Source organism: Bradyrhizobium sp. A5 (assembly GCF_042076515.1).
In the GTDB taxonomy this organism is placed as follows: domain Bacteria; phylum Pseudomonadota; class Alphaproteobacteria; order Rhizobiales; family Xanthobacteraceae; genus Bradyrhizobium; species Bradyrhizobium cosmicum.
Window position 1 is genome coordinate 2,819,186 of sequence record NZ_CP148990.1, and the last position, 20,888, is coordinate 2,840,073.

Annotated in this window: 13 protein-coding genes, 1 tRNA gene and 1 pseudogene; 13 read left to right on the top strand and 2 right to left on the bottom strand. The window is 63.0% G+C overall.

What is annotated here, in order from left to right; translation table 11 throughout:
* Window position 1: 1 nt before the first annotated feature.
* Window positions 2-1,225 carry a serine hydrolase domain-containing protein gene (locus WHZ77_RS13340; protein WP_375314077.1) on the bottom strand — a complete coding sequence of 408 codons (1,224 nt, stop codon included), beginning with the start codon at window positions 1,223-1,225 and terminating at the stop codon, window positions 2-4.
* 151 nt (window positions 1,226-1,376) lie between these two features.
* Here WHZ77_RS13340 and WHZ77_RS13345 point away from each other — a divergent pair.
* The 12 genes from WHZ77_RS13345 (at window position 1,377) to WHZ77_RS13400 (ending at window position 19,706) form a co-directional block, all read left to right on the top strand.
* Window positions 1,377-1,452 (top strand) — tRNA-Trp (locus tag WHZ77_RS13345).
* Window positions 1,453-1,793: 341 nt separating this feature from the next.
* Window positions 1,794-1,985, top strand: a complete 192-nt coding sequence (gene secE, locus WHZ77_RS13350) for a preprotein translocase subunit SecE (RefSeq protein WP_007602984.1) — start codon at window positions 1,794-1,796, stop codon at window positions 1,983-1,985.
* Window positions 1,985-2,542: a transcription termination/antitermination protein NusG gene (nusG, locus tag WHZ77_RS13355; RefSeq protein WP_015685389.1), complete on the top strand. Its 558-nt coding sequence runs from the start codon at window positions 1,985-1,987 to the stop codon at window positions 2,540-2,542. The genes secE and nusG overlap by 1 nt, the downstream gene beginning before the upstream one ends.
* A 130-nt stretch (window positions 2,543-2,672) precedes the next feature.
* Window positions 2,673-3,101 carry a 50S ribosomal protein L11 gene (rplK, locus tag WHZ77_RS13360; RefSeq protein WP_007602986.1) on the top strand — a complete coding sequence of 143 codons (429 nt, stop codon included), beginning with the start codon at window positions 2,673-2,675 and terminating at the stop codon, window positions 3,099-3,101.
* Between the two features lie 6 nt (window positions 3,102-3,107).
* Entirely contained in the window at window positions 3,108-3,800 is a 693-nt protein-coding gene (gene rplA, locus WHZ77_RS13365; protein ID WP_375314078.1) for a 50S ribosomal protein L1, read from the top strand.
* A gap of 90 nt (window positions 3,801-3,890) precedes the next feature.
* Window positions 3,891-4,844, top strand: coding sequence for a 2-hydroxyacid dehydrogenase (locus tag WHZ77_RS13370; RefSeq protein ID WP_375314079.1), 954 nt, complete (start codon window positions 3,891-3,893; stop codon window positions 4,842-4,844).
* Between the two features lie 580 nt (window positions 4,845-5,424).
* Window positions 5,425-5,943 carry a 50S ribosomal protein L10 gene (gene rplJ / locus WHZ77_RS13375; RefSeq protein WP_375314080.1) on the top strand — a complete coding sequence of 173 codons (519 nt, stop codon included), beginning with the start codon at window positions 5,425-5,427 and terminating at the stop codon, window positions 5,941-5,943.
* Between the two features lie 54 nt (window positions 5,944-5,997).
* Window positions 5,998-6,369 carry a 50S ribosomal protein L7/L12 gene (gene rplL, locus WHZ77_RS13380; protein ID WP_211386663.1) on the top strand — a complete coding sequence of 124 codons (372 nt, stop codon included), beginning with the start codon at window positions 5,998-6,000 and terminating at the stop codon, window positions 6,367-6,369.
* A gap of 480 nt (window positions 6,370-6,849) precedes the next feature.
* Complete coding sequence (gene rpoB / locus WHZ77_RS13385; protein WP_375314081.1) at window positions 6,850-10,974, top strand: DNA-directed RNA polymerase subunit beta; 4,125 nt, start codon at window positions 6,850-6,852, stop codon at window positions 10,972-10,974.
* Window positions 10,975-11,103: 129 nt separating this feature from the next.
* Entirely contained in the window at window positions 11,104-15,300 is a 4,197-nt protein-coding gene (gene rpoC / locus WHZ77_RS13390) for a DNA-directed RNA polymerase subunit beta' (RefSeq protein WP_375314082.1), read from the top strand.
* Between the two features lie 193 nt (window positions 15,301-15,493).
* Window positions 15,494-17,554, top strand: a complete 2,061-nt coding sequence (locus WHZ77_RS13395; protein WP_375314083.1) for an FAD-dependent oxidoreductase — start codon at window positions 15,494-15,496, stop codon at window positions 17,552-17,554.
* 133 nt (window positions 17,555-17,687) lie between these two features.
* Window positions 17,688-19,706 carry an ABC transporter ATP-binding protein gene (locus WHZ77_RS13400; RefSeq protein WP_375314084.1) on the top strand — a complete coding sequence of 673 codons (2,019 nt, stop codon included), beginning with the start codon at window positions 17,688-17,690 and terminating at the stop codon, window positions 19,704-19,706.
* Here WHZ77_RS13400 and WHZ77_RS13405 read toward each other — a convergent pair.
* A pseudogene (locus WHZ77_RS13405) lies at window positions 19,625-20,496 on the bottom strand (hypothetical protein). The gene WHZ77_RS13400 and the pseudogene WHZ77_RS13405 sit on opposite strands and share 82 nt — an antisense overlap.
* Between WHZ77_RS13405 and WHZ77_RS13410 the strand changes: the two are divergent.
* On the top strand, window positions 20,452-20,649 hold the full coding sequence (locus tag WHZ77_RS13410) for a hypothetical protein (protein WP_375314893.1): 198 nt from the start codon (window positions 20,452-20,454) through the stop codon (window positions 20,647-20,649). The pseudogene WHZ77_RS13405 and the gene WHZ77_RS13410 overlap by 45 nt on opposite strands.
* Window positions 20,650-20,888 lie beyond the last annotated feature (239 nt).

Below are 20,888 nucleotides of genomic sequence, written 5' to 3' on the forward strand. Positions count from 1 at the left end.
GCTACTCAACCGCCGCGTAAACCAGATTTCGCACCAAGGTCCGCGTGAAGTCACGCTGGCCAGGGCCCTGGCTCATGAACACCGTGAACAGGTCTTCCTTCGGATCGATCCAAAAGAACGTCCCCGCAATGCCGCTCCAGAAATACTGGCCGACGCTGCCGGGGAAGGGCGCGATGCCGGCGTCGCGGCGCACGGCGAAGCCGAGACCAAAGCCATGGCCGGGCGACAGCAGCGTGCCATTTGTCACGACGTGCGGCCCGAGGTGGTCCGACGCCATCAGCTCCAGCGTCTTGCGGCCGATGATCCTGTTGCCGTCGAGTATGCCGCCATTGCGCAGCATCAACGCAAAGCGGGCATAGTCCATTGTGGTTGAGACCAGACCACCGCCGCCGGACTCCATGATCGGCTGCTCCAGTGCGCTGAACAGCGCGACCTTGTCGCCGGTCCAGGGATCGGCCGCGAACGGCTCGGCGAGCCGGCTGGCGTTGGCTTCACTTGTCGAGAATCCGGTCTCGGTCATCTGCAAGGGCGCGAGGATGCGCTCGGTGAGGAAGGCGCCAAGCGACTTGCCGCTGACCACCTCGATGATGCGGCCGAGGATATCGGTGGAGCGGCTGTAGTTAAACTCGTCACCGGGATGGCAGACCAGCGGGAAGCTCGCCACCAACGCGGCGTGCTCGGCATTGGTGATCTTGCGGCTGCGCACCCGCGAGTCCTGGTAGATCTTGTGCACGGGGCCGTCGCCCTGGTGCTCGTAGGTGAGGCCGGAGGTGTGGCGGAGCAGGTCCTGCACCGTCATCGGCCGCTTCGGCGGAAGCAGCTCCAGCTTGCCGCCGCTGACGACACCGACCTTCTGGCCTGCGAACTCCGGGATGAATTTTGCAACGGGATCGCCGAGCAGCAGGTGGCCGTCCTCAAGCAGCGCCATGATGCCGACCGACACGATCGGCTTGGTCATCGAGAAGATGCGGAAGATCGAATCAAGCGCCATCGGCGCGGACCCGGTGGGGCTCTGCTTGCCGAGCGCCTCGAACCAGCCGACCTGGCCGCGCCGGGACACCAGCACGGTCACGCCGGGGACGGTTCCCTTGTCGATCTCGCGCTTGAAGGCATCCGACATCGCCTGGAGACGAGGGCGTGACAGGCCCAGCGTCTCGGGCTTGGTCTCAGGCAAAGGCGGGGTTTTCGGCGCTATCGCGGCGCGAGGGGCGGCTGTGGCGGTCATGTTCACTCCCGGGGGCACATTAATTATCAGGGACGAAGTGTGGCCCAGTAGGCGCGGCACAAACAAGCGAAGCCAGCGCGCTTCACCCTTGCAATCCGGCCGCCCCCTGTGCTTGAAAGCGGCCCTGATCCTAAGGCGACGCAGGGTCCGTAGGAGTGTAGCTCAATTGGTAGAGCACCGGTCTCCAAAACCGGGGGTCGCAGGTTCGAGCCCTGCCACTCCTGCCAGCTAATCCAACAATCAGGATCGACAGGCAGGACGGCGCCGGGCCGAAGGCTCGGACCATGGATGACAGGGACGGGGTAAGCCCTTGATCGGGATCAGGTCCGCGGCAGGTGGCCACGGGCATTCCGGCCCGCCCGCACCTTGACCTTTGGCCCCATCCGCAGTATCTACGCCGCACTCGCAGCCGGCCCGTTAGACGCGGATCTCCGGCGCGGCTTTGAAATCCCCGAACAATCGAGCCCGGTTTCCGGCTCATCCTTCGAGACAGAGGGCTGGGCCAACGGCGGCTGTTCGGATCCCTGAAATTCATTCGCGCCCGGCGACGGACGTTGGACATCAAACGATGGCAGTCAGCCCGTTCAAGTTCTTGCAGGAAGTGCGCTCGGAGACCGCCAAGGTCACCTGGCCGACCCGTCGTGAGACCACGATCACCACCATCATGGTGTTCGTCATGGTCGCGGTGGCCTCGATCTTCTTCTTCGCCGCCGACCAGATCATCCGCGTCCTCATCACCTTCCTTTTGGGCATTCACTGATGGCTACAGCCGCTGCAACCCAATCGTCCGACAAGCGCTGGTACATCGTCCACGCCTATTCGAACTTCGAGAAGAAGGTCGCCGAATCGATCCGCGAGCAGGCCAAGCAGCGCGGGCTCGAGGAGCTGTTCGAGCTGGTGCTGGTTCCGACCGAGAAGGTCACCGAAGTGCGCCGCGGCCGTAAGATCGACGCCGAGCGCAAGTTCTTCCCGGGCTACGTGCTGGTGAAGATGAAGCTGACCGACGAGGCGTTTCATCTGATCAAGAACACGCCGAAGGTCACGGGCTTCCTCGGCGCCGAAAACAAGCCGATGCCGATTTCCGAATCGGAAGCCATGCGCATCCTGCACCAGGTGCAGGAGGGCGTGGAGCGGCCGAAGGCGTCGGTGTCGTTCGAGATCGGCGAGAACGTGCGCGTGGCCGATGGCCCGTTCGCTTCGTTCTCGGGAGTGGTCGAGGAAATCGACGAGGCGCGTTCGCGCGTGAAGGTCGCGGTGTCGATCTTCGGCCGCGCCACGCCGGTCGAGCTGGAATTCGGTCAGGTCGAGAAGGTCTGATCGTTTGAGGCGTGAGGCTTCTGTCTCGCGCAATGAAGAGGCCGTGGGAGGGAGAGGGCGGTTGCCAGCCGCATCCGACCCAGACCACGAACCTGAAACCGCCGGCCTGCCGGCACAACAGGAGTGATACATGGCAAAGAAAGTGACCGGATACCTGAAGCTTCAGGTCCCGGCCGGTGCGGCGAATCCCTCGCCCCCGATCGGTCCCGCGCTTGGTCAGCGCGGTCTCAACATCATGGAGTTCTGCAAGGCGTTCAACGCCCAGACCCAGAAGGAAGAGAAGAACACCCCGATTCCCGTCGTGATCACGATCTACGCCGATCGTTCGTTCACGTTCGAGATGAAGACGCCCCCGATGTCCTTCTTCCTCAAGCAGGCCGCCAAGATCCAGTCCGGTTCGAAAGCTCCGGGCCGCGACAAGGCTGGCGCGGTGACCAAAGCGCAGGTGCGTGAGATCGCCGAGAAGAAGATGAAGGATCTGAATTGCGACTCGATCGAATCGGCCATGAAGATGGTCGAGGGCTCTGCCCGTTCGATGGGTCTGGAAGTGGCGGGGTAAGCGGCTATGGCAATCGGAAAGCGTTTGAACAAAGCCCGCGAAGGTGTTGACCGCGAAAAGCTTTACCCGCTCGCGGACGCCATCAAGATGGTCAAGGAACGCGCGAAAGCGAAGTTCGACGAGACCATCGAGGTCGCGATCAATCTCGGCGTCGATCCGCGTCACGCCGACCAGATGGTCCGCGGTGTCGTGACCCTGCCGAACGGCACCGGCCGTACGCTCCGCGTCGGCGTGTTCGCCCGCGGCGCCAAGGCCGATGAGGCCAAGGCTGCGGGTGCCGACGTCGTCGGTGCCGAGGACCTGGTCGAGAAGGTGCAGAACGGCACGATCGAGTTCGACCGCTGCATCGCCACCCCCGACATGATGCCGCTGGTCGGCCGTCTCGGTAAGGTGCTCGGCCCGCGCGGCCTGATGCCGAACCCGAAGATCGGTACCGTGACCATGGACGTCACCAACGCCGTCAAGGGTGCCAAGGGCGGCTCGGTCGAGTTCCGCGTCGAGAAGGCCGGCATCCTGCAGGCCGGCGTCGGCAAGGCCTCGTTCTCCGAGGAGAAGCTGGTCGAGAACATCAAGGCGCTCGCGGACGCGGTCTCCAAGGCCAAGCCCGCCGGCTCCAAGGGCACCTACATCCAGCGCGTTGCGGTGTCCTCGACGATGGGCCCGGGCGTGAAGGTCGAGCCGGGCACCATTCTGGGCTAAGGTTCGAGAATTGCATGAGGCGAGGGGCGGAATCGGGCGACCGATTCCGCCCCTTTCCATTTTCGACGGCGCTCACCGGAAACAAGAACAATGGCTGACAAGGTCCTGATCTACTCGCGCTTTCCCAAGACGATGATGGCGCGTTTCGCCGAGCGGTTCGACCTGCTCGACACCGGTGGCAAACCGGCGCCGGAGGTGTTTCCGGCGGAAGACCTTGGCGGCATTCGCGCGTTGCTCACCGCCGGCGGCTCGCCGCTCGGCGCCGAAGCGATGGACCTGTTTCCGAAGCTCGGCGCCATCATCTGCTACGGCACCGGTTATGACGGTGTAGACCTGAAGGCGGCCGCCGCACGCAATATCGCGGTTGGGCACAGTCCCGGCGCCAATGCGGCCTCTGTCGCCGACATCGCGATGACGCTGATGCTGGCGACGACGCGGCGGATCCTGGTCGCCGACCAATATGTCCGCAGCGGCGATTGGGCGGCCTCGAAGCAATCGCCGATGATGCGGCCCCAGGCGGGCATGCCCGGCCGCCGCATCGGCGTCTACGGCATGGGCGAGATCGGCCGCAAGATTGCCGCGCGCTGCGCGGCCTTCGAGAGCGAGGTCGGCTATTTCAGCCGCAGCAAGTACGATCTGCTCTATCAATATTTCCCGACGCTGGAGGCGCTGGCCGACTGGTGCAGCGTGCTGATGATAGCGGTCCGGGCAGGGGCCGACACCCAGCACGCCGTCAATGCCGATATCCTGAGGCGACTCGGGGCGGATGGCTATGTCGTCAACATCTCCCGCGGCTCTGTCATCGACGAGAAGGCCCTGGTCGCGGCCCTGACCGAGAAGACCATCGCTGGCGCCGGTCTCGACGTGTTCGAGCAGGAACCGCACGCCCCGGACGCGCTGACCGCGCTCCCCAACGTGGTGTTCGCCCCCCATATCGGCGGCCACACCCTCGAATCGCACGTCGCCATGCAGAACTGCGTGCTCGCGAACCTGACCGCGTTCTTCGCGGGCAAGCCGCTACCCTACGCGGTCAAATCGGCCTGAATTGGCCCTTATCGGTGCGGGTCAAGCCCCGCCGCCAACGGATTGGAACTGGTGTGAATTTTGCTCTTGGCAAGCGGGCCGAGAGCGGTTAAAGAGCCGCTTCCGGACGTACCGGCCTTGGCTGGCGCGTTCGTGCACGCATTCCGAAAACCCGACAAGACAGGAGATCATTCCTTTTCAGGACGTCCGCGAGGATTTGCCGGAAAAGGAAGGAAAACCCGTCGGTTGGTGGAATGCGGGCAGAGGTCGGGCGGTTCGCCGGCTGACCTTGTCCTGTCCAAGACTGCAGGCGCCCGCGAGAAATTTCGATTTCTCAACGGCTTAATCGTATGGCCTGCATAGACGGGTGAAGACCGGATTTCACTTTGCCTCCTACCTGAAGGTGGTGGCGGAATGGGTTTGGTTCGGACCTCGACACGCCGTGGGCTCTAGCGGGCTCCCGGAGGGCAGGCTTTGAATTGTCGTCTCGCCCGGCGCGTGTCCGAAGGGTTTTGCCCCGAGGTCAGGTTTTGGGTGGGACGATGGGTGCAACCCGGCGGTCCCGCTTCTCGCGATGACCGCCAACCGGAAAGAGCTTGCTGTGGAACGAGCGGCAAAAAAGGAAGCGGTCGAACAGCTCAATGGGGTCTTCAAGACCACGAGCGTCGCGGTCGTTGCCCAATATTCCGGCCTGACCGTTGCCCAGATGCAGAAGCTGCGCATGCAGATGAAGCAGGCTGGCGCCTCGGTGAAGGTCTCGAAGAACCGTCTCGCCAAAATTGCTCTTGAAGGCACTGACGTCGTTGCCATCGGTCCCATGCTGAAGGGACCGACCGTGATCGCCACTTCGAACGATCCGGTAGCGGCGCCAAAGGTCGCCGTCGAATTCGCCAAGACGAACGAGAAGTTCGTCATCATTGGCGGCTCGATGGGAACGACCGTCCTGAATGTCGATGGCGTGAAGGCTCTTGCCTCGCTGCCGTCGCTTGACGAACTGCGTGCAAAGATCGTCGGCCTGCTTGTGGCCCCGGCGACCAAGCTCGCTCAGCTCGCCAATGCGCCCGCGGGCAAGCTCGCGCGCGTCATCCAGGCTCATGCCTCAAAGGGCGAAGCGGCCTGACGCCCTTCGCAAAACTCAAACCCGAACCAGACTTACATTCAAGGAAACTGAACAATGGCTGACTTGCAGAAGATCGTTGACGACCTCTCGAGCCTCACCGTGCTCGAAGCTGCCGAACTCGCGAAGCTCCTCGAAGAAAAGTGGGGCGTGTCCGCCGCTGCGGCAGTGGCCGTTGCCGGTCCCGCCGCTGCTGCCGCCGCTCCGGCGGAAGAGAAGACCGAGTTCACGGTCGTCCTGGCCGCCGCCGGCGACAAGAAGATCGAAGTCATCAAGGAAGTCCGCGCCATCACCGGCCTGGGCCTGAAGGAAGCAAAGGACCTCGTCGAGGGCGCGCCGAAGCCTGTCAAGGAAGGCGTGAACAAGGACGAAGCCGAGAAGATCAAGGTCCAGCTCGAGAAGGCTGGCGCGAAGGTCGAGCTCAAGTAAGCAAAGCTTACTGGCGAAAGATCCCGGCGAGCATCAGCGAAGCCGGGGTCTTGGTCCATCTCGAAAGGGTGGGCCGGATGCAAAAGGCGTGCGACGGAACGTCCCGACGCAGGCTGAACACGAAAAAGTGTGGGGATTTGAGGGTTACCCCCTCGAATCTCCACTATTGTCGCCCCATATCGGTTCGGCAGCACGAAAGCGCGGTGGGCAGGGATCCGGGATTTCCCTGTAAGCCGTTGGGAGAGCAAGCTATTTCGGGCTTTTTCAGTCCGTGAAGACGATCGTTGTGACGGGCGGGCGTGCCTATGCGCCCCGCGCGTCGTTTTGCGTTTTGAAGGTCTGAAGAACAGATTCAGGACATGACGGCCTGAATCTGGATTTTTGGTCCCCAAAACGGGTTCGAAAAATTCAACCCGGGGAGCGGTGGCAGCCGCGTCCTGGACGACGCGCCCCGAGCGGGCGACGAAATGAGAGGCCACCATGGCGCAGCAGACATTCACCGGTCGCAAACGCGTTCGCAAGTTCTTCGGACACATCAAGGAAGTCGCCGAGATGCCGAACCTCATCGAGGTTCAGAAGGCGTCCTATGACCAGTTCCTGATGGTCGATGAACCCGTGGGGGGGCGTCTCGACGAGGGCCTGCAGGCCGTGTTCCGTTCCGTGTTCCCGATCTCCGACTTCTCGGGCACCTCGATGCTGGAATTCGTCCGTTACGAGTTCGAGCAGCCGAAATACGACGTCGACGAGTGCCGCCAGCGCGGCATGACCTTCGCGGCTCCCCTCAAGGTGACGCTGCGCCTCATCGTGTTCGATATCGACGAGGAAACCGGCGCGAAGTCGGTGAAGGACATCAAGGAGCAGGACGTCTACATGGGCGATATCCCGCTCATGACGATGAACGGCACCTTCATCGTCAACGGCACCGAGCGCGTCATCGTCTCGCAGATGCACCGTTCGCCCGGCGTGTTCTTCGACCATGACAAGGGCAAGACCCATTCTTCGGGCAAGCTGCTGTTCGCTGCCCGCGTGATCCCGTATCGCGGTTCCTGGCTCGACATCGAGTTCGACGCCAAGGACATCGTCTATGCGCGTATCGATCGTCGCCGCAAGATTCCGGTGACGTCGCTGATGTTCGCGCTCGGCCTCGACGGCGAGGCGATCCTGTCGACGTTCTACAAGAAGATTCTCTACAAGCGGACCAAGGAAGGCTGGCGCGTTCCGTTCGACGCCAACCGTTTCCGCGGCTACTCGACCATCAACGATCTGATCGACGCCGATACCGGCAAGGTCGTGCTCGAGGCCGGCAAGAAGCTCACCGTGCGCGGTGCGCGTCAGATGCAGGAGAAGGGCCTGAAGGCGCTGCGCCTGTCGGATGAGGAGCTCGTCGGCAACTATCTGGCCGAGGACCTCGTCAATCCCAAGACCGGCGAGATCCACGCCGAAGCCGGTGAAGAGATCACCGACAAGTCCATGAAGGCCCTCAACGAGCACGGCTACAAGGAATTGCCGCTGCTCGACATCGACCACGTCAATGTCGGCGCCTACATCCGCAACACGCTCTCGGCCGACAAGAACATGACGCGTGAGGACGCGCTGTTCGACATCTACCGCGTGATGCGTCCGGGCGAGCCGCCGACGCTGGATTCGGCGCAGGCGATGTTCCAGTCGCTGTTCTTCGACGCCGAACGTTACGACCTCTCCGCGGTCGGCCGCGTCAAGATGAACATGCGCCTCGACCTCGATGCGCCCGACACCCAGCGCACGCTGCGCAAGGAAGACATCCTCTCCGTCATCAAGACGCTGGTGGATCTGCGCGACGGCAAGGGCGAGATCGACGACATCGACCATCTCGGCAACCGCCGTGTGCGCTCGGTCGGCGAGCTCATGGAGAACCAGTACCGCATCGGCTTGCTCCGCATGGAGCGCGCCATCAAGGAGCGCATGTCCTCGGTCGACATCGACACGGTCATGCCGCAGGACCTGATCAACGCCAAGCCGGCGGCTGCCGCCGTGCGCGAGTTCTTCGGCTCCTCGCAGCTCTCGCAGTTCATGGACCAGACCAACCCGCTGTCGGAGATCACCCACAAGCGCCGTCTTTCGGCGCTTGGACCGGGCGGTCTGACCCGTGAGCGTGCCGGCTTCGAGGTGCGCGACGTGCATCCGACGCATTACGGCCGCATCTGCCCGATCGAGACGCCGGAAGGCCCGAACATCGGCCTGATCAACTCGCTCGCCACCTTCGCGCGCGTGAACAAGTACGGCTTCGTCGAGACGCCTTATCGCAAGGTGAAGGACGGCCGCGTCACCGACGAGGTCGTTTACCTCTCGGCGATGGAGGAGGGCCGCTACTCGGTCGCGCAGGCCAACGTGCCGATCGACGCCAAGGGCCGTTTCACCGAGGATCTGGTCGTCTGCCGCTCGAGCGGGACCCGCGACGTCGTGCCGATGACGCCCGACAAGGTCGACTACATGGACGTGTCGCCGAAGCAGCTCGTTTCGGTCGCCGCGGCGCTGATCCCGTTCCTCGAGAACGACGACGCCAACCGCGCGCTGATGGGCTCGAACATGCAGCGCCAGGCGGTGCCGCTGGTTCGCGCCGAGGCTCCGTTCGTCGGCACCGGCATGGAAGGCGTCGTTGCGCGCGACTCGGGGGCCGCGATCGCGGCACGCCGTTCGGGCGTGATCGACCAGATCGACGCGACCCGCGTCGTCATCCGCGCCACGGAAGATCTCGACCCGACCAAGTCGGGCGTCGATATCTACCGGCTGATGAAGTACCAGCGTTCCAACCAGTCGACCTGCATCAACCAGCGTCCGCTGGTGAAGGTCGGCGACATCGTCAAGAAGGGCGACATCATCGCGGACGGTCCGTCGACCGACCTCGGTGAGCTCGCGCTCGGCCGCAACGTGCTCGTCGCGTTCATGCCGTGGAATGGCTACAACTTCGAAGACTCGATCCTGCTCTCCGAGCGGATCGTGAAGGAAGACGTGTTCACCTCAATTCATATTGAAGAATTCGAGGTGATGGCCCGCGACACCAAGCTCGGACCTGAGGAAATCACCCGCGACATTCCGAACGTCTCGGAAGAAGCGCTGAAGAACCTCGACGAAGCCGGTATCGTCTACATCGGCGCGGAAGTGCGCGCCGGCGACATCCTGGTCGGCAAGATCACGCCGAAGGGCGAAAGCCCGATGACGCCGGAAGAGAAGCTCCTGCGCGCCATCTTCGGCGAAAAGGCTTCCGACGTTCGCGACACCTCGCTGCGCGTTCCTCCGGGCGTGCAGGGCACGATCGTGGAAGTGCGCGTGTTCAACCGGCACGGCGTCGACAAGGACGAGCGTGCGTTGGCGATCGAACGGGAAGAGATCGAGCGTCTGGCCAAGGACCGCGACGACGAGCAGGCGATCCTGGACCGCAACGTCTACAACCGTCTTGCCGAGCTGCTCGAAGGGCGGCAGGGCATTGCCGGTCCGAAGGGCTTCAAGAAGGACACCAAGATCACCCGTGCGGTGCTCGAGGAGTACCCGAAGTCGCAGTGGTGGCTGTTCGCTTCGCCGAACGACAAGCTGATGGCCGAGATCGAGGCCATGCGGAAGCAGTACGACGAGTCGAAGAAGGGGCTCGAGCAGCGCTTCCTCGACAAGGTCGAGAAGCTTCAGCGCGGTGACGAATTGCCGCCCGGCGTGATGAAGATGGTCAAGGTCTTCGTCGCGGTGAAGCGCAAGATCCAGCCCGGCGACAAGATGGCCGGCCGCCACGGCAACAAGGGCGTGGTGTCGAAGATCGTGCCGATCGAGGACATGCCGTTCCTCGAAGACGGCACGCATGCCGACATCGTGCTCAATCCGCTCGGCGTGCCCTCGCGCATGAACGTCGGACAGATCCTCGAGACCCATCTCGGCTGGGCCTGCGCCGGTCTCGGCAAGCGTATCGGCCAGACGGTCGATGCTTACCTGTCGAAGCAGGACATCAAGCCGCTGAAGGAAACCTTGAAGAAGGTCTACGGCGAGGACGAGACGATCAAGTCGCTCAACGACAACGAACTGATCGAGCTCGGCCACAATCTGAGCCGCGGCGTGCCGATCGCGACGCCGGTGTTCGACGGCGCCAAGGAAGCCGACATCGAGGAGATGCTCAAGCTTGCCGGTCTCGACGCTTCGGGTCAGTCGACCGTCTATGACGGCCGCACCGGCGATGCGTTCGATCGCAAGGTGACGGTGGGCTACATCTACATGCTCAAGCTGCACCATCTGGTCGACGACAAGATCCACGCGCGTTCGATCGGTCCGTACTCGCTCGTTACCCAGCAGCCGCTGGGCGGCAAGGCGCAGTTCGGTGGCCAGCGCTTCGGCGAAATGGAGGTGTGGGCGCTCGAGGCTTACGGCGCGGCGTACACGCTCCAGGAGATGCTGACGGTGAAGTCGGACGACGTCGCCGGCCGTACCAAGGTGTACGAGGCGATTGTGCGCGGCGACGACACGTTCGAGGCCGGTATTCCGGAATCGTTCAACGTGCTGGTCAAGGAAATGCGCTCGCTCGGCCTCAACGTCGACCTGCACAATTCCAAGGTGGGACCGGCGCCGACGTCGGAAGCGGCCGAGTAACACGACCTTTCATGCCCGGCCTTCACGGCCGGGCATTGGCGCCCCTCCCGAGGCCTTGAGGGCAGGGCGCCCCGATTGAGTGATTTTCGAATTTGCGGCCGTAGGCGACCGGCACGCGAGGAGAAGACGATGAACCAAGAAATTATGAATCTCTTCAACCCGACGACTCCGGCTCAGGTCTTTGACCAGATCCGGATTTCGATCGCGTCTCCCGAGAAGATTCTGTCCTGGTCCTACGGCGAGATCAAGAAGCCGGAGACCATCAACTACCGTACCTTCAAGCCCGAGCGCGACGGCCTGTTCTGCGCCCGCATCTTCGGGCCGATCAAGGACTACGAGTGCTTGTGCGGCAAGTACAAGCGCATGAAGTACAAGGGCATCATCTGCGAGAAGTGCTCGGTCGAGGTCACGCTGTCGCGCGTCCGGCGCGAGCGCATGGGCCATATCGAACTCGCGGCCCCCGTCGCCCACATCTGGTTCCTGAAGTCGCTGCCCTCGCGCATCGGCCTTCTGCTGGACATGACGCTGAAGGATCTCGAGCGGATCCTGTACTTCGAATATTACGTCGTTCTCGAGCCGGGTCTCACCGCGCTCAAGGACCGTCAGTTGCTGTCGGAAGACGAGTATCTGAAGGCGCAGGACGAGTATGGCCAGGATTCCTTCACCGCCATGATCGGCGCGGAAGCGATCCGCGAACTGCTCAAGGGCATGGACCTCGAGAAGCTCGAAGCCACCTTGCGCCTCGAGATGCAGGAGACCGACTCCGACATCAAGCACAAGAAGCTCGCCAAGCGCCTGAAGATCGTGGAAGCGTTCCGCCACTCCGGCAACAAGCCGGAATGGATGATCATGACCGTGGTCCCGGTGATCCCGCCGGACCTGCGTCCGCTGGTGCCGCTGGACGGCGGCCGCTTCGCGACTTCGGACCTCAACGACCTCTATCGCCGCGTCATCAACCGCAACAACCGCTTGAAGCGGCTGATGGAGCTGCGCGCGCCGGACATCATCATCCGCAACGAGAAGCGCATGCTTCAGGAAGCGGTCGATGCTCTGTTCGACAACGGCCGCCGCGGCCGCGTCATCACCGGTGCCAACAAGCGTCCGCTGAAGTCGCTCGCCGACATGCTCAAGGGCAAGCAGGGCCGTTTCCGCCAGAACCTGCTCGGCAAGCGCGTCGACTATTCGGGCCGTTCGGTGATCGTGGTCGGTCCCGAGCTGCGCCTGCATCAGTGCGGCCTGCCGAAGAAGATGGCGCTCGAGCTGTTCAAGCCGTTCATCTATTCGCGGCTCGACGCCAAGGGCCTGTCCACCACCGTGAAGCAGGCCAAGAAGCTGGTCGAGAAGGAACGGCCCGAGGTCTGGGACATCCTGGACGAGGTGATCCGCGAGCATCCGGTGCTGCTCAACCGCGCGCCGACGCTGCATCGCCTCGGCATCCAGGCGTTCGAGCCCGTGCTGATCGAGGGCAAGGCGATCCAGCTTCACCCGCTGGTCTGCGCCGCGTTCAACGCCGACTTCGACGGCGACCAGATGGCCGTGCACGTTCCGCTGTCGCTCGAAGCGCAGCTGGAAGCGCGCGTCCTGATGATGTCGACCAACAACATCCTGCATCCGGCGAACGGCCAGCCGATCATCGTGCCGTCGCAGGACATCGTGCTCGGTCTCTACTACGTCTCGATCATGCGCGAAGGCCTGCCCGGCGAGGGCAAGATCTTCGGCGAGATGGCTGAGCTCGAGCATGCCCTGCATGCGAAGGTCATCCACCTCCACACCAAGATCAAGTATCGGTGGCAGGGCATGGACGAGACCGGCAAGGTCTCGACGCGCTGGATCGAGACCACGGCCGGCCGCGTCATGCTCGGCAATCTGCTGCCGAAGAACCCGCGGATTTCGTACGAGATCATCAACAAGCTGATGACCAAGCGCGAGATCTCGGGCGTGATCGACCAGGTCTATCGCCACTGCGGTCAGAAGGAGACGGTGATCTTCTGCGACCGCATCATGGCGCTCGGCTTCTACAACGCGTTCAAGGCCGGCATCTCGTTCGGCAAGGACGACATGGTCGTGCCGAACTCCAAGTGGAAGATCGTCGACACCACCCGTACGCTGGCGAAGGATTTCGAGCAGCAGTACAACGACGGTCTGATCACCCACGGCGAGAAGTACAACAAGGTCGTCGACGCCTGGTCGAAGGCGACCGAGGAAATCGCCAAGGCGATGATGAAGGAGATCTCCTCGACCAAGAAGACGGCGAGCGGGGCGGATGCCGACATCAACTCGATCTACATGATGGCGCACTCCGGTGCGCGCGGTTCGCCGGCCCAAATGCGCCAGCTCGCCGGCATGCGCGGCCTGATGGCCAAGCCGTCGGGTGAGATCATCGAGACGCCGATCATCTCGAACTTCAAGGAAGGCCTCTCGGTGCTAGAGTACTTCAACTCGACCCACGGCGCCCGCAAGGGCCTCGCGGACACCGCGTTGAAGACCGCGAACTCCGGCTACCTGACCCGTCGTCTGGTCGACGTCGCGCAGGACTGCATCATCACGCAGGACGACTGCGGCACCAAGCTCGGCATCAAGATGCGCGCCATCGTCGATGCCGGCACCGTGGTCGCTTCGCTCGGCTCGCGCATCCTCGGACGCACGGCCTGCGAAGACATCCGTGACAGCTCCGGCAAGGTGATCATCAAGCGCGATACGCTGATGGAAGAGAGCCATCTGGACGCCATCCACCAGGGTGGTGTGCAGGAGGTGAAGATCCGCTCGGCGCTGACCTGCGAACTCGTCAACGGCATCTGTGGCAAGTGCTACGGCCGCGATCTGGCCCGCGGCACGCCGGTCAACCACGGCGAAGCGGTCGGCGTCATCGCGGCGCAGTCGATCGGCGAGCCGGGCACCCAGCTCACCATGCGCACCTTCCACATCGGCGGTGCGGCGCAGCTCAACGAGCAGTCGTTCGTCGAATCCAACTTCGACGGCAAGATCGTGATCAGGAACAAGGCCATCGCCCGCAACAGCGAAGGTCATCTGGTGGCGATGGTGCGCAACATGGTGGTGGCGATCGTCGATGCCGACGGCACCGAGCGTGCGACGCACCGTATTCAGTACGGCTCGCGCCTGCACATCGATGAGGGCGACATGGTCAAGCGCGGCCAGCGCATCGTCGAGTGGGATCCCTACACCCGTCCGCTGCTCACCGAAGTCGAAGGTACGATCGGCTTCGAAGATCTGGTCGAAGGGCAGTCGATCTCGGAAACGCTGGACGAAGCCACCGGTATCGCCAAGCGCGTGGTCATCGACTGGCGCTCGACCCGCGGCGGTGCGGACTTGCGTCCGGCCATCGTGGTCAAGGGCAAGGACGGCAAGGTGCTCAAGCTCGCCCGTGGCGGCGATGCCCGCTACATGCTGTCGGTCGACGCCATTCTCTCGGTCGACGTCGGAGCCAAGGTCAATACGGGTGACATCCTCGCCCGTGTCTCGACCGAAAGCGCCAAGACGCGTGACATCACCGGCGGTCTGCCGCGGGTGGCGGAACTGTTCGAGGCTCGGCGTCCGAAGGATGCGGCGATCATCGCCGAAATCGCGGGCACCATCCGGTTCGGGCGCGACTACAAGAACAAGCGTCGCATCTCGATCGAGCCGATGGACAAGACCGACGAGGCACGCGAGTACCTGATCCCGAAGGGCAAGCACATCCACCTTCAGGACGGCGACGTCGTCGAAAAGGGCGACTTCATCGTGGAAGGCAACCCGGCGCCGCACGACATTCTCGCGGTCAAGGGCATCGAGGAGCTCGCGGCCTATCTGGTCAACGAGATCCAGGAGGTCTACCGGCTCCAGGGCGTGCTCATCAACGACAAGCACATCGAGGTGATTGTCCGTCAGATGCTCCAGAAGGTGGAAGTCACCGACCAGGGCGACACGGACATGATCTCCGGCGAGCAGGTCGACAAGATCGAGTTCGACGTGCTGAACGAGAAGGCCAAGGAAGAGGGCAAGAAGATCGCCACGGGTACGCCGGTTCTGCTCGGCATCACCAAGGCGAGCCTCCAGACCCGTTCCTTCTTCTCGGCGGCCTCGTTCCAGGAGACCACGCGCGTCCTCACGGAAGCGGCGGTCAACGGCAAGGTCGATCCGCTCGAAGGCCTCAAGGAGAACGTCATCGTCGGCCGGCTGATCCCGGCGGGCACCGGCGCCTCCATGGCCAAGATCCGCGAAGTCGCGATGAAGCGCGACAAGATGATCCTGGACGAGCGCGAGAAGCAGGCGGCCGTCGTGTCGCCGGCTCCGGAGGCTGAACTTCCTGCGCTCCCGCCTGCGGAATAATCGTTCATCCGTAGGAATACCGAGGACAATGAAAAGGCCGGCGCAAGCCGGCCTTTTTGCTGCTTTGTTTCCCTGTTGCGGTGCAGGATCAACCTTTGTTCATCTTTCCTTCAGGCGCAAAAGCGCTTCTGCTAGGGGAGCTTAGACGGCGGTCCCGTGACGTGGGGGCAGGGCCGGAGACCACGGAACGCACATGCTTGATCTCGCAATCGTAGGCGGCGGCCCCGGCGGGCTGATGAGCGCCTGGTACCTGAAGCGTAAGCTCGGCGACCTCTGTCGCGTCACCATCTATGAGGCCTCGGATCGACTCGGCGGCAAGATCGTCACGCGCAAATTCGATTCCGCACCCGCGATGTACGAAGCCGGCGTTGCCGAGATCTACGACTACTCGATGACCGGTCCCGATCCGCTGCGCGAGCTGATCCAGCATTTCGGACTTCAGACCATTCCGATGGACGCCGAGCAGGTCCAGTTCGGCGGTGAACTCCTCAACGACGTCGCAGGCATGCGCCGCAAATACGGCGCCAAGACCGCGGCCGCGATCGAGGCGTTCCGCAAGCGCTGCGCCGAGGCGCTGTCGCCGATCGAGTATTACGAGGGCGTCGGCGCGCACGACAACGAGAACCCCTGGGCCTACAAGACCGCCGAACAGGTGCTCGACGAGGAGGTCGAGGACGAAACCGCAAAGCGCTTCTTCAAGGTGATGGCGCGCTCGGACATCGCGACCGAAAGCCACAACACCAACGGCCTCAACGCGCTGAAGAACTACCTGATGGATGTCGACGGCTATATCGGCCTCTACTCCATCCAGAACGGCAACGAGCAGCTGATCGAGTGCCTGCAGTCGGAGGTCAATGCCGACATCCAGCTCAATCATCGCGTGCTCGCCGTCGGCAAGGCGCCGACCGGCCGCTACCAGCTCAAGATGATGAACGGCAAGGGGCCGGATACGCGCGATTTCGACCTCGTGCTGGTCTGCCTGCCGCATTCCTGGCTCGCCACCGTCGGCTGGGAAGGCGAGCAGCTTCGCAAGTCGATGGTCAAGCACGTCTCGTACTTCGATCGTCCCGCACACTACCTGCGCGTCTCGATCCTGTTCGACACGCCGTTCTGGGGCGAGAAGATTCCCGGCGCCTGGTTCATGTCGGAGGCCTTCGGCGGCTGCTGCGTCTACAATGAAGGCGCGCGCCACGATGTCGGCAAGCATGGCGTCCTGAACTGGCTCATTCCCGGCTCGGATGCGCTGGCCTTCGCGAATCTCTCGGACCAGGAGCTGATCGACGCTGCGCTGAAATCGCTGCCGGCCTCGTTCGGAGATGCGCGAGCGCATTTCATGGAAGGCAAGATCCATCGCTGGCTGTCGTCGGTGAACGCGATTCCAGGCGGTATGCCCGTGCGCGATGTCATGACCAATCACCGGCCCGAGCCGAAGGAGCATCCCGGCATCGTGGTGGTCGGCGACTATCTGTTCGACTCGACCCTGAACGGGCTGCTCGATTCGTCGGACGCGGCAACCGACATCATCCTGACGGAGATGATGCGGCTGCGCCGGGAGCGTGCGCAGGACGGCAAGCCGCTGTCGGACAAGATTGATCGCGAGTATTTCGAGAATTATCGCGGCCTCGGCCCCTATAGCGAGGCGTGGCGGCATTTCACGGATCCCGACTATCTCACAAAGCTGATCGGCATCGTCTGGGGCAAGGCCAAGGGCGCCAGGCTGTTGATCGCGGGCTCGGCCAGCGGCGAACTGGTCGGCGCACTGCGCGAGCGCGGCATCGATGCCTGGGGCATCGAGAACAACCGCGCTATCCACGCCAAGACGCCGAAGGCTCTGAAGAAGTACAACAAGCTTGGCTCGATCACCGACATGCCGTTCAAGGACGGCACGTTCGACTTCGTGTTCGAGACCAGCCTCTGCCATGTTTCCCCGAAGCAGGTGGTCCGCGCGATCCGCGAGCTCAACCGCGTGGTCAGGACCGGTCTCGTGTTCGGCTCGATCACCTCGGACATGGCCTCGGCCGTGATCGACCGCTACGACCTGCTGCGCGGGGTCAAGAAGCTCGGCACCTGGTGGGAATGGTCCGAACTGTTCTTCGGCAACGGCTTCGACTTGTCGATGCACCGCAAGGACTGCGCCGATGCACTGTGGGAAGCGACGCTCGCGGCCAACAAGGGCCCGGGCCAGTGGTACGCCGACGCCGACAGCTTGCGTTATTCGTTCTTCGACAAAGTCGAGGACGGGGACGACGACTAGCCTTTCGGGGCGCACCGGATTCGCCAATTGCTTTGCCGAATTCATCCTGATCGCATAGAATCGGTGCAATAGCGGTTGCCGCTATTTCCTGCTTTCTCTGCGGTCATGCCGGCCGTCAGCATCGGTTGGTTTCATGACGTCCAGGCCTCCCTCTCCCGACGAAAAGAAGCTCGCTGCGGAAGAGGCGGCTGAGCTCGACAAGAAGCTCGCCGCCGCCAAGCCCGACCTCGAAGACGATGAAGACGAGGAGGATGACGAGCTTGAGCTCGATGACGACGATGAGGACGAGGACCTCGTCGTCTTTACCGCGCGCGAGGCCGCCGGCGCGCTCGCCACCATCCTCGGTTTCGTCAAACCCTTTCTGTCCAACTACAAGCGGATGCTGTCATTCGTGGCGTTCGGCGTCTTCGTCGAGACGCTGTTCAATGTCATCATGCCGCTCAGCCTAAAGTACCTGATCGACGACGCTCTCGGCGAGGAGGATTTCCATGCGCTTTACAAGATCCTCGGCGTGCTCGCGGTCGCCGGCATCTTCACCTCCATCGTCGCGGTCTGGTACGAGCGCTGGGACGCGCGGCTGGCCGCCTGCATCATCTCCGACGTCCGCAAGCGCCTGTTCGAGCATGTTCAGGACCTGCCGGCGGCGTATTTCGGGCGGACCAAGCGCGGCGAGATACTGTCGCGCTTTTCCGTCGACCTTGCGGCCTTCGAGGGTTCGGTCAAGACCTTCGCCAACAGTGCGGCTCTGCCGTTCCTGGAGTTGATTGCGGGCATCATCCTGATGGTGTTTCTGAACTGGCAGCTCGCGGTGGTCGCGCTGCTGGTGTTTCCGATCACGCTGATCGGTCCGCGCATGCTCACGCCGAAGGCGGTGCAGGCCAATTACGAGCAGAAGCTCAACGAGAGCGCGCTGCTTGGCATGGTGCAGGAAAACGTCGCCGCGCAGGCGGTGATCAAGGCGTTCAGCCTGCAACGCCGGATGTTCGGCTTCTTCACCTTCCGCAACGACGAGACCCGCAACAAGATGGCCTCGGCCGCGTTCCTCTCCACTATGGTGGAGAGGACGGTCACCATCTCGGTATTGCTGTTGCACATCGTGGTGCTCGCGATCGGCGCCTATCTGGCAACCAAGGGGCAGATCACCATCGGCACCTTCGTGACCTTCGAGAGCGCGTTCTGGGAAGTGTCCTACAACATCGCCCACGTCATGCACTTCGTTCCGGTGTCGATCTCCTCGGCCGCCGCGATCCGCCACATGCAGGAACTGCTCGACGAACCGACGCGCAGTGCCGATCGGCCCGGCGCACCCGATCTGCCGCGCGTGACCCACGACATCACCTTCGACCGAGTAACGTTCCAGTACGAGGGCAGCCAGACGCCGGTGCTGGACAATCTCAGCCTCAAGCTCGATGTCGGCAAGCGTATCGCCATCGTCGGCCCCTCGGGCTCCGGCAAGAGCACGCTGCTCAATCTGATCCTGCGGCTCTACGTGCCTGATGAGGGCCGCGTCACCATCGACGGCGTCGACGTCCGCAAGGTGACGCTGGATTCGCTGCGCCGGAGCATGGCGGTGGTGTTCCAGGAGAACATGCTGTTCAACATGTCGATCCGCGAGAACATCCGGCTCGGCAAGGAAGGCGCGACCGACGAGGAGGTGGAGGAGGCCGCCAGGAAGGCCGAGATCCACCGCTACATCATGAGTCTGCCGCAGCGATACGACACGCCCGTCGGCGAGCGCGGCGATACCTTGTCGGGCGGCCAGCGCCAGCGCATTGCGATCGCACGCGCGGTCATCCGCAATCCGTCCGTGCTGCTGCTCGACGAGGCGACTTCGGCGCTCGACCAGACCACGGAGGCCGCGATCAACCGCACACTGCTCAAGGTCGCCAAGGGCCGCACCATGATCTGGTCGACCCATCGCCTGAGTTCGGTGGTCGAGATGGACGAGATCATCGTGATTTCAGGGGGCAGGGCGATCGAACGCGGCTCCCATGCCGAGCTGCTCGCCAGGAACGGAACCTACCGCAAATTGTGGAACGACCAGACCCACCAGCCGCACGAAGCGGCGGCTCAGGCCGATGACGACACCGACGATGATGACGACGACCTCGATGATGATGATGATGAGGACGAGGACGACGGGGAGGAGTGACCGAGGAAGTTCGGCTCCAGATGGAAGGCGCCTCCAAGTGGCCGTACGAGCCCCTGAACCGACCATGCGATGAAGCGCGCTCAGCGCTGCGCCGTCCTGTAGGGGCTGGTGCCGATCGAAACCGAGCGGAAGTCGAATGCCTTCGCGGCCGCCCAGTCGTCGCAATCCCGTTTGACCGGATCGGCGTAGAAGACCGCGATCTTGTCCGCGTCCATCCCGTCGGACGCGAGCCATCGCGGGATGTAGACGTTGCAGAGCCGCTCGACGTCGGTGAAGACCTTGTCGCAGCCGGTGCCGGCGACAGGGCATGAGGTCGAGAACGCATCCCCGACCAGCACGAGGCCAGGCTGGCCGCTTGCATCGTTCACGTAGAGATCAACCGGGCGAATCTTCTGCTCGCCTTGGATATCGAATGCGCCCGTGATGCGCTTGAGCCGGGGCAGGGCGGCGTCCAGCGTCTCGGCGGGTGCACGGCGAAGCTCGCGCAGCCAGGGATCGTCGAAGCCGCGATAGACGAACAGATTTGCCCGCATCCGCGTGCCGATCGGAAACAGCGTGATGTAGGGGATGCGGTCGCTGGGGCGCTCGGCGCCTTGTCGAGCAGGCGACCGAATCGCGCGATCCAGTTCTCGCCGGCGAACGTCGCCCGGCGCAGCACCGATTCTCCGATTCCGGTCCTCAGGAATCGCTCGACCTGGGCGTGATCGCCGAGTTTTTCGACTCGAAAGTCCGCCGGATAGCGCTCATGCGGATCGACCAGCACTGCCCAAATGCCGGCGCGGCCGAACATTGCGGCGGCGGTAGAGCCGGACAATCCTCCGCCGATGATGGCAATGTCGGTGTAGCGCATGGCGTGAATCTCTGCCGAAGGCGGCAGATTGCCGCATCAACGGACAAGAAAGCCTTAGTGAAGGTTATAAAAGTACATTTCGCCCGGGTATAATATAGATTGAGGTGGCGGAACCGGCGTACCGTTCCTATATCACGCGAGGCGTGATCAGTGCGGCGAACGGGTAAATTCCATAGGTGCGAGAAGCGCTTTGTGACTGTCGTTTCGCCTTGACTTGATCGATTCCCACTTATAGAAAGCGCCTCACTTAACGACAGGCGGTGAGCATCGCCAACGTCGGAACGGGCCACCTGTTGATCCCTCGGGATCGGATCCCAAAGGATCGCTGAAGA